This window comes from Kitasatospora sp. NPDC092286 (assembly GCF_044755565.1).
Classification (GTDB): domain Bacteria; phylum Actinomycetota; class Actinomycetes; order Streptomycetales; family Streptomycetaceae; genus Kitasatospora.
The window spans coordinates 187,205-197,723 of the sequence record NZ_JBIVRD010000015.1 but is presented as its reverse complement, the minus strand read 5'-3'; the positions used below and the strand labels follow the sequence as shown (position 1 = coordinate 197,723).

The window sequence follows — 10,519 nt, the reverse complement described above, 5'->3', positions numbered from 1 at the left end:
TGTTCGTCGAGTAGACGACCGTCCTTATCGCGGGCGGGAACGCGAGGTAGGGCGTGAACTCGCTCCAGGCCGCCCGCCAGGTGCGGACCACGGCCCGGCTCACCCAGGTACTCGTGCGAGGCAAGGCGTGGGATGTCCTGAGCGAGTCCGTGGTCACCAGGGTCTCCGTGCAGTTCGCCAGAGCATTCGACATACGCCTCACCGAAAAGGGCTCTTGTGCTGGACCTGTGGGTGCGATCCCTTGACCTGCGCAGATCGCCTACGGCTTCCTTGGGCGGCTCGCAGCGTCGTGGATCACGTTCGGCGCCCCGGCATCCGGATGTGTCGTCACTGGTGGTGACCGGACGGATGCTCTCGGACGTGGTGCGGGCCGGGGTTCGGCGCCTGCGGCGGCGCGGCCGCGGTCGGCTGCGAGAGGTATCTGGGATGCTCTGAGTCTATCGAATTCCTCCGAATGTCGGAGGGGATGGGAATCCTCATTCCCCGCCCGCAGGGCTGCTCGGCCCGTTCCGGTGGGTGGTGGAATTCCGGCCCCTTTCCGGGGTTGCGGAATTCTCGAACCTGATTTGGTGTCAGGCGCGTGAGCCGGAGTGATTACGCTGAGTAGTATCGGCCGGGGTTCGGGCGCGCGCGTCGACGGCCTGGGTGAACGTGCGGTTGCCGACAGGTCGGCGCGTGTCACGCGGAGTCGCCGAGGGGAGCGGGTGGTCAGAGCCCTCCGTTGTCACCCTGGGTGATTGTCGAGGGGGCGCGTCGGGTTCGGGTGGCGGGTCAGGTGAGCCGGTCGCGGTGGCGGGTTGCGGTTTCGCGGACGAGGTGGGCGAAGCGTTCGCGGCCGTGGCCCTGGTGCTGTTCGGCCTGTTCGTCGTTCCGGTCCTCCGCCTCGTTGACATCGGCGTCCTCTTCGTCGGGGTCGTCGTATTCCTCGTGGAGGAGCTGGCAGGCGTGGATGCCGGTGAGGAGGTCTTCGAGGAGGTCGCGGGCGGGGCGCCTGGGGTCGAGGGGGGTCAGGCGCAGGCCGGTGTCCTCGGGGTCGGTGTCCGGGCCGGTGTGTTCGGCGAGGTCGTCGTCGAGGTCTTCGAGTTGTTCGCGCAGGCCTGCGGGGTCGGGGAGGAGGCCGTCGGCGATGTGGAGGGCGTGGCGTACGAGGCCGGTGACCGCGTCGTAGGGGGAGACACCGGCTTCGAGGAGTTCGAGGACGAGGGTGGGGGTTTCGTGGGGGAGGGCTTCGCTGTTGTCGGCTTCGAGGAGCAGGGTGGTGGGGGAGTGGCCGGTGGCTTCGGCGGTGACCTCGGCGGCGGCCGCGAGCCAGTGGGCGGCGGCGACGGCGGCGGCGGTGGGGTCGATCTCGGTGAGGAGGGCCGCGGGGCCGAAGGGGTTCTGTTCGAGGAGGCGGTCGGCGGCGGCGACCTGGACGGGGGAGGCGCCTTCGCGGCTGAGGAGGACGGCCTGGCGGGCGCGGTCGGTGAGGTCGCCGAGTTCGGCGTTCTCCACGGCGGCGAGTTCGGTGGCGGTTTCGGCGAGGACGGCGTCGGTGAGCTCGCGGTCGTCCAGGGCGTGGAGGGCGCGGCCGGCGCGGTGGGCGGATTCGACGAGGGAGCTGTAGGAGACGTCGAGCATGCCGTTCTGGGGGAGGTTGGGCCGGGTGATGGCGAGGGGGACCTCGTCGAAGGCCTTTCGCTCCTCCGAGCGGCGCCAGCCCTCGGAGTTGGGGTCCTGGGAGGAGGCGGCGCTGGCGGGGTGGGTGTAGGTGCGCCACGCGGCCTCGGACAGCTGGGTGAGCGCACGGGCCAGGCCCAGGAGCACGGAGGTGCCGGTCCCAGCGGGGAGGACGCCGATGCGGGTGGCGAGACCACCCTCGCCGGTTCCCCAGGTGGCGATCAGCTCGTGTCGTTCGGGGTCGATGCTGTACCGGGTCATGAAGCCCTACCTCCGGTTCGTGATTCTGCCAGCACATCGCCAGGCCACAAGCCATTCTGACGTGCCGACAGGTTCGGCGGCCCAGGGGACGTCGAAGAGCGGGGCAGCAGCGGTCTTCGGACAGGAGACGGGTGGAGCCGCGGAGGGGCCGCCGTCGGCGGTAGGACGAGGCGGCGCACCTCGCGGCGTCGGCTGTCGTACAGGCGCAGGAGCTGGAGCAGTGTGCGGTGTCGGACTGCCCGCTGGAGGGAAGAACCGGATACACCGCTACGGTGCAACCGCTCTGGGCGGGTTGACTCCGAGCGAACGACTCTTGGGCCGACGCGCGGGCCGACGCTCCTCGGCCCGAGGGGAGGGGAACGCTCATGTCGCTGTCGTATCCACAGGACCGTACGTGTCCCTACCAGCCGCCGTCCGGCTACCTGTCGACCGACGGGCCGGTGAGTCGGGTGACGCTGTACGACGGCCGCGCGGCCTGGCTGGTCACCGGGCACGCGGAGATCCGCACGCTGCTGGCCGACCCGCGAGTGTCGGCCGACCGCACCAACCTGGACTTCCCGATCGTCTCCGAGCGCATGGAGTCCATCCGCCGGCAGCCACGCTTCGCGTTCCCCGCGATGGACCCTGTGGGGTCCCAAAAGTCCCGCAGATGAGCCGAACTGTGTTTTCGTCAGCTGCTCTGGTCTTCGTCAGGCGGTGTTGCGGTACTCGTGGATGAGTCCGTCGAGGACGTCGTGGCGCTGGATCCGCTGGGCTGGGAACGGGATGACGTCGGGGTTGTCGGCAGGAGCGCGAAGTTGCAGCGCTCGGTGCGGCCGGGGGTCGTCCCGTGCGCACGGGTTTCTGCTTCCATTTCCAGCGGAGCAGTCGGCGGTGTCAGGTGAGCAGGGTGCCGGGGGTGACCAGGCGGTGCCGACGGAGCCTGCCCGGCAGGTGCCGGGCGAGAGCGGAGAGCACCGTGCGGTCCGGCCAGGAAAGGCGTGGCCGGACGCCGAGCCGACGGCGCAGCACCGTGTTCTCGTGGCGTGACGCGAGGATCTCGGCGTCCTTCGCCCCCTCCGAGCGGGAGAGCAGCAGGAGCAGTCCCAGGAGCCGGAGAAAGACCAGGTAGAGCATGCGCAGCGCCATACAGACCGAGCCTGCCATGATCACCTGGAGCTGCAGAGTACCTGTTCAGGGGCATTGCGTCACTCATGGCACCCCACAGGGCGGGCCCGGTGGATCCTGGGGGTTCCGTCCCGCCGGGCACGCCCCCGTGCCCCGTTTCTCCCGCCTGTCCTGCGGGTCCAGCCCGTCCCGCCCGTTCCGGGCTCTCCGGCGGTTCCGGAGGAACGGGGGTCACCCCGGAAGGCGGAAGAAGGAGCGGTAGAGCGGCAGTTGCTCGGCGAGCATGTGGATGCCGGGGTGGGTGGCGAGGCCGAGGGCGGCGGCGGTGCGCAGCAGCGGGGTCTCGGCGGGCGTCATGATGATGTCGGCGACCAGCGCGCCGGGCGCCAGTGCTGCCGGGTCGAAGGGGAGCGGGTCGGCCGGGTCCAGGCCCAGCGGGGTGGCGTTGACCGCGAGGTCGACGCCGGAGGGCGGGCGCGGGGCGGCGGCCACGCGGCCGGGCCAGCGGGTGCCGAGCCGCTCCAGCAGGGCGTCCACCCGGCCCCGGTCGGGATCGGTGACGGTGAGTGCGGCGGCTCCTTCGGTGAGCAGGGCGGCGGCGATGGCGAGCCCCGCGCCTCCGGCGCCGGCCAGCGCCACCCGCAGCCCGGCCGGGTGGTGCCCCGCGGCGGCCAGGCCCCTGACGAACCCCGCGCCGTCGAAGTTGTCGCCGTACCAGCGGCCGTCCGGCTCGCGGCGCAGCGCGTTGGTGCTGCCCAGCAGGGCGGCGGCGTCGCTGAGTTCGTCGGCGTGCCCGCACATCGCCAGCTTGTGCGGGACGGTGACCAGCAGCCCGTCCAGGTTGGCGACGGCCTTCAGCCCTCGCACGACCTCGTCCAGCCGGTCCGCCGGGGCGTGCACGGGGACGAGCACGGCGTCCACGCCGCTCGCCGCGAACAGCGGGTTGAGCAGAGCGGGCGCCTTGGCCTGCGCGACCGGGTCGCCGAGCACCGCGAACAGCCGGGTGCGGCCGGAGATCGGCGGCCCGGCGGCCGGCGCGTCGGGGGTCGGCAGGTCGGGGGGAAGGGACACCTCAGGCCTCCCCGGCGGCGCGCGGCATGGCGTCCAGCGTGCGGGCGACCAGTGACTCGGGGACGTCGCTGACGAGTTCGGCGCCGCGCGGGCCGTCCAGGACGAAGGAGAGCCCGTCGACGGCCTTCTTGTCCAGCCGCATGAGGGCGATCAGCGCCCCGGTGTCGACCTCCGGCGGCAGCGCGGTCGACAGCCCGTAGTGGGCGACCACCTCGTGGTGCTCGGCGACCCGCTCGGGGCCGATCCGGCCGAGCGCGCCCGCCAGCCGGCCGGCGAAGACCGTGCCGACGCCGACCGCCTCGCCGTGGCGCAGCCGGAAGTCGGTGGCGCGTTCCAGCGCGTGGCCCAGGGTGTGGCCGTAGTTGAGGATGTGCCGCAGCCCGGCGTCGCGCTCGTCGGCGGCCACCACGGCGGCCTTGCGGGCGACGCTCGCGGCGATCTGCTCGGGCAGCGGCAGGTGGCGGAGGTCCCCGGCGCCGATGAAGTGGCAGCGGGCGATCTCCCCGTAGCCGTTGACGCGTTCGCGCGGCGGGAGGGTGCTGAGGTAGTCGGTGTCGCAGAGCACGGCGGACGGCTGCCAGTACGCGCCCACCAGGTTCTTGCCCTCCGGGAGGTTCACCGCCGTCTTGCCGCCGACGCTCGCGTCGACCTGGGCCAGCAGCGAGGTGGGCAGGTGCACCACCGGCACTCCCCGGTGGTACAGCGCGGCGGCGAGCCCGACCGCGTCGGTGGTGGTGCCGCCGCCGCAGGAGACCACGGCGTCCGCCCGGCCCAGGCCGAACGCGGTGAAGCGGCTGCACAGTTCGGCCACCCAGGCGAGGGACTTGCCCTCCTCGCCGTCCTTCGCCTCCACCACCAGGGTGTCGAGGCCGGTGTCGGGCAGCCACTCGGCGGGCCGGGCGCTGACCACCGCGACCCGGCGGGCGCCGATCCTCGCGAGTACCCCGGCCAGCCGGTGGCGGGCGCCGGGGCCGATCAGCACCGGGTAGCCGCGCTCGCCCAGCTCCACGTCGATGCGCCGCAGCCCGCCGTCCGTGCGGACGAGGGTTTCTGTCGTGGTCAACTCGGCTCCCAGGGCTGGTCGGTGCGGTGGTGTGCGGTGGTGTGTGGTGCGATGTCGCTCGGTGGGGTGGGACTGGGGCGCGCGGGCGCGGGCACGGCTTCAGGACGCGGGCTGCAGCCGCGCCAGCGCGAGGGCGCCGTGCAGCGAGGACAGCCCGCCGAGCACGGCCGGCCGGATCGCGGGGGCCGGGCCGCCGGGGCGGGCCAGCGCGGCGGCGTGCGCCTCCACCCGCGCCGTGAAGCCGGGCAGCCCGTCGGCGAACCCGCCGCCCAGCACGGTCAGTTCGGGGTGGAACAGCTCGCCGAGCGAGACGGCCACCGCCGCCAGCGCGGCGCAGGTCTCCTCGACGGCCTCCACCGCCCACGGCGCGCCCTCGGCCAGCCCGGTCCGCAGCTCCGCGTATTCGACCGGCGCGCCGCGCAGCAGTTCCGCGCGCCGCAGGGTCGCCGGACCGGAGGCGGTGGCCTGCAGGCAGCCGCGCCGCCCGCAGTCGCAGACCGGGCCCCGGCGGTCGACGATCAGGTGCCCCGCCTCGCAGGAGCCGCGCCCCGGGCCCGGCAGCGGCGCGCCCTCGTGCACGACACCGCCGCCGACGCCCGTCCCGACACCCAGGTAGACCACGTGCCCGGACCCGGCGTGCACCGCCTCGGCGAGCGCGGCGAGATCACCGTCGTCCGCCCAGGCCAGCGCCGCGGTGGGGAAGAGCCGCCGCAGCGCCGGGACGAGGTCGAAGCCGCGCCAGCCGGGGCGGCCCGGCCAGGCGAGCACCCGGCCGTCCGGGCCGATGGTCGCGGGCACGGCCACCCCGACCGCCGCGAAGTCGCCCTCCCAGCGCTCCCGCAGGTCGGCGACCGTGCCGGCCAGCGCCGTCCAGTCGGCGTAGACGCCGGCCACCCGGGCGCCGGGCCAGCGCAGCACGGCTTCCTCGGTGCGGACCGGCCCGCCGGGCGGGCCGTCCTCGGCGCGCAGCGCCACCTTGGTGCCGCCGATGTCGATGCCGAGCACGCCCCGGGCGGCCGTCGGGGCCTGAGCCGTCGGGGCCTGAGCCGTGGGGCCCTGCGCCGCCGCGGCCCGCGTCGTCGTGGTGTCCCCTGCCGGGGTTCCCGTCGCGAAGCCCATCAGGACGCCGGGACCTTCGCCAGCAGCGCCTGCGCGGCGAGCCGGTAGCCGAGCGCGCCGAGCCCGACGATCACGCCCGAGGCGAGCGGCGCCAGTACCGACTCGTGTCGGAAGGACTCGCGCGCCCAGACGTTGGACAGGTGCACCTCGACGAACGGCCGCGGGTAGGCGGCGAGCGCGTCGCGCAGGCCCCAGCCGGCGATCATCAGCGCGCCCGGGTTCACGATCGCCCCGACGGAGCCCTCCCAGGCGTCCTGCACCGCCTCGATCAGCTGCCCCTCGGACTCGCGCTGGACGGAGACCACCTTCCAGCCCCGGCCGGCCACCTCGGCGGCGACCGCGGCCTCGATGTCGGCCAGGGTGTCGGTGCCGTAGACCTCCGGTTCGCGGCGGCCGAGAATCCCGAGATTGGGGCCATTCAGCAATAGCAGTTCGCTCATATTCCGGTTATAGCAGCGAGTTCCCCGGGCGAACCCCGAAGAGGGCTACCGGACTGCAGGACAAGGGCTTTCTAGGGGGGTGTGTAGGGGAAGTGACGGGCCGCATTTCCTGGGTTAGCGTGCCGTTCCACGGTCCCCCCTACAGGAAAGGCTGCGCGGAATCATGAGTGCCCAAGGACGTCCGGCCCCGGAGTTCCCGGTCTGGCCGCAGTACGACGATGCCGAGCGCGAAGGACTGCTCAGGGCCCTGGAGCAGGGCCAGTGGTGGCGGATGGGCGGCAAGGAGGTCGAGACCTTCGAGCAGGAGTTCGCCGACTACCACGGCGCCGCCAAGGCGCTCGCCGTCACCAACGGTACCCACGCGCTGGAGATCGCCCTCCAGTTGCTCGGTGTCGGCCCGGGCACCGAGGTCATCGTGCCCGCGTTCACGTTCATCTCCTCCTCCCAGGCCGCCCAGCGGCTCGGCGCCACCGCGGTGCCGGTCGACATCGACCTCGACACCTACAACCTGAGCCCCGAGGCGGCCGCCGCCGCGATAACCCCGCGGACCCGCGCGATCATGCCTGTCCACATCGCCGGCCAGATCGCCGACCTGGACGCCCTCGACAAGCTCGCCGCCGACTCGGGCGTCTCGATCGTGCAGGACGCCGCGCACGCCCACGGCGCCCGCTGGCGCGGCCGCCGGGTCGGCGAGCTGGGCTCGATCGCCGCGTTCAGCTTCCAGAACGGCAAGCTGATGACGGCCGGCGAGGGCGGCGCCGTCACCTTCCCGGAGACCGCCCAGTACGACGAGGCGTTCCTGCGGCACAGCTGCGGCCGCCCGCCGACGGACCGGAAGTACTACCACCAGACCTCCGGCTCCAACTTCCGGCTCAACGAGTTCTCCGCGAGCGTGCTGCGCGCCCAGCTCGCCCGCCTGGACAGCCAGATCAGCGTCCGTGAGGAGCGCGCCAAGCTGCTCAAGAGCCTGCTGACGGAGATCCCCGGCGTGGTGCCGCAGGGCCACGACGAGCGAGCCGACCGCGTCCCGCACTACATGGCGATGTTCCGGGTGCCCGGCCTCGGCGAGGACAGGCGCAACGCCCTGGTCGACGACCTGATCGCGCGCGGCCTGCCCGCCTTCGTGGTCTTCCGCGCCATCTACCGCTCGGACGGCTTCTGGGAGTCGGCCGCGCCCGACACCACCGTCGACGAGCTGGCCAAGGCCTGCCCCAACAGCGAGGCGCTCACCGCCGACGGCATCTGGCTGCACCACCGCACCCTCCTCGCGAGCGAGCGGGCGATCGAGGACACCGCCCAGATCATCGCCGACGCCCTGGCCGCGGTGTGAACGCGCGGGTGAGCACCGCCGGACGGGGGCCGGCCGCCCCGGTGCGGGTGGCCGTCGTCGGCCTCGGCTGGGCGGGCCGCACCATCTGGCTGCCCCGCCTGACGGCCCACCCGGCCTACCGGGTCACCGCCGTCGTCGAGCCCGGCCCCGGCGGCGCGGAGCACGTGCCGTCCGGCGCCGCGCTCCTCGCCGGCGCCGACCTGCTCGGCCCCGATGTCGACCTCGCGGTCGTCGCGGTGCCCAACCACCTGCACACCCCCGTAGCCGAGCGCCTGCTCACCCGCGGCATCCCGGTGTTCCTGGAGAAGCCGGTCTGCCTCAGCGCCGCCGAGGCGGACCGGCTGGCCGCCGCCGAACGCGCCGGCGGGACCGTCCTGCTGGCGGGCAGCGCCGCCCGCTACCGGCCGGACGTCGCCGCCCTCACCGAACTGGCGGCGGACCTCGGCCCGATCCGCCACGTCGACCTCGCCTGGGTCCGCGCCAGCGGTGTCCCCGACGCCGGCGGGTGGTTCACCAGCCGGCGGCTCTCCGGCGGCGGCGCCCTGGTCGACCTCGGCTGGCACCTGCTGGACACGGCCCAGGCCGTGCTCGGCGGCGGCGTCCGGTTCCCGTCGGTGCTCGGCTCGCTCTCCGCCGACTTCGTCAACGACGGCAGGCGCGGCGCCGGCTGGCGCGGCACCGAGGGGCCGGACGGCGCGGGCGACGTCGAGGACACCGCCCGCGGCTTCCTGCTCACCGACACCGGCGTCTCGGTGGCGGTGCGGGCGAGCTGGGCCTCCCACGAGCCCGTCGACACCACCCGGATCACCGTGGAGGGCGCCACCGGTTCCGCGACCCTGGAGTGCACCTTCGGCTTCAGCCCGAACCGGCGGGTCCCGCGCCTCACCCGGACCCGCGACGGCGTCACCACCGAGGTCCCGCTGCCCGGGGAGAGCGTCGGCACCGAGTACGTGCGCCAGCTCGACGAGCTGCCCGCCCTGCTCGCCGACCCGGCCTCGCGCGGCGCGGCCGTGAACCGCGCCCACCACACCATCTCGGTCATCGAGCGGCTCTACGCGGAGGCCCGCGCCCCGCGGCCGCGGCTCGCCGACGAGGCCGCGGCCCTCGCCGTCTGACCGTCGTCGGCGTCCGGCCGCCGTCCCCGCCGTTCCCCGCCGAGCCGCGGCTCCACCCGAGCAGCCCCGTGTCCCGGCCCCGGAGGCCGTGCCCATCTCGTCGGCCCCGGGGCGTCAGGCCCGGTCACCCGTCCGGGCAGCCCCTCGTCCCATGGAGATCCCATGCCGATCGACCAGCCCGCAGCCACCGCCCCGACCACCAGGCCCGACGGCCACGCGCTCGCCGCCTCCTCCCCGCTGCGCGCCGTGGTCTTCGACCTCGACGGCGTCATCGTCGACAGCTTCGACGTGATGCGCCGGGCGTTCCTCACCGCCTACGAGGAGGTGGTCGGCGACGGCAACCCGCCGTTCGAGGAGTACTGCCGCCACCTGGGCCGCTACTTCCCGGACATCATGCGGATCATGGGGCTGCCGCTCGCCCTGGAGGAGCCCTTCGTCCGGGAGAGCTACCGGCTCGCCCCCCAGGTCACCGTGCACGCCGGGGTGCGGGAACTGCTCATCGACCTCAACCGGCGCGGCATCCGGCTGGCCGTGGCCACCGGCAAGAGCGGCCCCCGGGCCCGCTCGCTGCTCGACCAGCTCGGCCTGCTGCACCACTTCGACCACGTGCTCGGCTCCGACGAGGTCCCCCGGGCCAAGCCCGCGCCCGACATCGTGCTGCGCGCCCTGGAACTGCTCGACGTGCCGGCCGAACGGACCGTCATGGTCGGCGACGCCGTCACCGACCTGGCGAGCGCCCGGGGCGCCGGGGTCGGCGCGATCGCCGTGCTGTGGGGCGAGACCGACGAGGCGGCGCTGCTCGCCGAACGGCCCGACGCGGTGCTGCGCCGGCCCGACGACCTGCTCGCCCTGCTGCCCGAACCCGTCCCGGCCCACTGACCGGCCGCGAGCCCGGACCACCCGGCCGCCCCACCGGCCGGGCCGGTCCGCCCTCCCCGCCCCTCCCCTCCCCGCCCCGCCCCGCCGCGCCCGGCGGGGCGGCGCCGTTCCCACCCACCGCGCGGCCCGCTCGGGCGACGGAGCCGCCCCCGCACCACGCCCGCCCCCTGCACCACGTCCGTCGCTCCGCCGCCGCCCGCCTCCTCGGCCCGCCCCGTCCGCCGGCCGCGCCCGCCGCCCCTGCCCCCGCCCACCGTGAATAGGGCCCGTATAGGGGGTCGGATAGGGGCGGCCCGGAGCCCCCGCCGCACGAGACTGTGACCGGCGGGAATTCGCGTACGGCCGCCCCGGAAAGGCCGCCCGGCAATGCGCCGGCCCCGTACCGCGAAAATCCGGCCCGGAAATGGAATCCCATTCCGCCGCCGCCCACCCCTGGTGCCAGGCGGAAATCTAATGCCCCCGCCCGAGGCCCGAA

Annotated in this window: 10 protein-coding genes; 4 read left to right on the top strand and 6 right to left on the bottom strand. The window is 74.4% G+C overall.

All coding sequences use genetic code 11. The annotated features are described in order from the left end of the window. Positions 1–771: 771 nt before the first annotated feature. Positions 772–1,920, bottom strand: coding sequence for a Voldacs domain-containing protein (locus ACIQIB_RS18055; protein ID WP_400758917.1), 1,149 nt, complete (start codon positions 1,918–1,920; stop codon positions 772–774). A 365-nt stretch (positions 1,921–2,285) separates the two neighbouring features. Here ACIQIB_RS18055 and ACIQIB_RS18050 point away from each other — a divergent pair, with 365 nt between their 5' ends. Continuing rightward, on the top strand, positions 2,286–2,573 hold the full coding sequence (locus tag ACIQIB_RS18050; RefSeq protein ID WP_400758914.1) for a hypothetical protein: 288 nt from the start codon (positions 2,286–2,288) through the stop codon (positions 2,571–2,573). Between the two features lie 223 nt (positions 2,574–2,796). Here ACIQIB_RS18050 and ACIQIB_RS18045 read toward each other — a convergent pair whose 3' ends face one another. The 5 genes from ACIQIB_RS18045 to ACIQIB_RS18025 all read right to left on the bottom strand — a co-directional run bounded on the left by ACIQIB_RS18045 (position 2,797) and on the right by ACIQIB_RS18025 (position 6,720). Continuing rightward, complete coding sequence (locus ACIQIB_RS18045; RefSeq protein ID WP_400758911.1) at positions 2,797–3,066, bottom strand: integrase; 270 nt, start codon at positions 3,064–3,066, stop codon at positions 2,797–2,799. Between the two features lie 192 nt (positions 3,067–3,258). Beyond that, positions 3,259–4,098, bottom strand: coding sequence for a shikimate dehydrogenase family protein (locus ACIQIB_RS18040; RefSeq protein ID WP_400758909.1), 840 nt, complete (start codon positions 4,096–4,098; stop codon positions 3,259–3,261). A 1-nt stretch (position 4,099) separates the two neighbouring features. Then, positions 4,100–5,161, bottom strand: a complete 1,062-nt coding sequence (locus ACIQIB_RS18035) for a 3-dehydroquinate synthase family protein (RefSeq protein ID WP_400659616.1) — start codon at positions 5,159–5,161, stop codon at positions 4,100–4,102. A gap of 99 nt (positions 5,162–5,260) precedes the next feature. Beyond that, the gene (locus tag ACIQIB_RS18030; protein ID WP_400758906.1) at positions 5,261–6,280 is read right to left on the bottom strand and encodes an ROK family protein; all 1,020 of its coding nucleotides are present in this window, start codon (positions 6,278–6,280) and stop codon (positions 5,261–5,263) included. Then, complete coding sequence (locus ACIQIB_RS18025; RefSeq protein WP_380600367.1) at positions 6,280–6,720, bottom strand: type II 3-dehydroquinate dehydratase; 441 nt, start codon at positions 6,718–6,720, stop codon at positions 6,280–6,282. Before ACIQIB_RS18025 ends, ACIQIB_RS18030 begins: the two co-directional genes overlap by 1 nt. 163 nt (positions 6,721–6,883) lie before the next feature. Between ACIQIB_RS18025 and ACIQIB_RS18020 the strand changes: the two genes are divergently transcribed. The 3 genes from ACIQIB_RS18020 (at position 6,884) to ACIQIB_RS18010 (ending at position 10,044) form a co-directional block, all read left to right on the top strand. Beyond that, positions 6,884–8,050 carry a DegT/DnrJ/EryC1/StrS family aminotransferase gene (locus ACIQIB_RS18020; RefSeq protein WP_363614919.1) on the top strand — a complete coding sequence of 389 codons (1,167 nt, stop codon included), beginning with the start codon at positions 6,884–6,886 and terminating at the stop codon, positions 8,048–8,050. Positions 8,051–8,058: 8 nt separating this feature from the next. Then, complete coding sequence (locus tag ACIQIB_RS18015; RefSeq protein WP_400758902.1) at positions 8,059–9,165, top strand: Gfo/Idh/MocA family protein; 1,107 nt, start codon at positions 8,059–8,061, stop codon at positions 9,163–9,165. A gap of 162 nt (positions 9,166–9,327) precedes the next feature. Beyond that, a complete protein-coding gene (locus ACIQIB_RS18010; RefSeq protein ID WP_363614915.1) occupies positions 9,328–10,044 on the top strand; it encodes an HAD-IA family hydrolase in 717 nt (238 codons plus the stop codon). Positions 10,045–10,519: the final 475 nt, after the last annotated feature.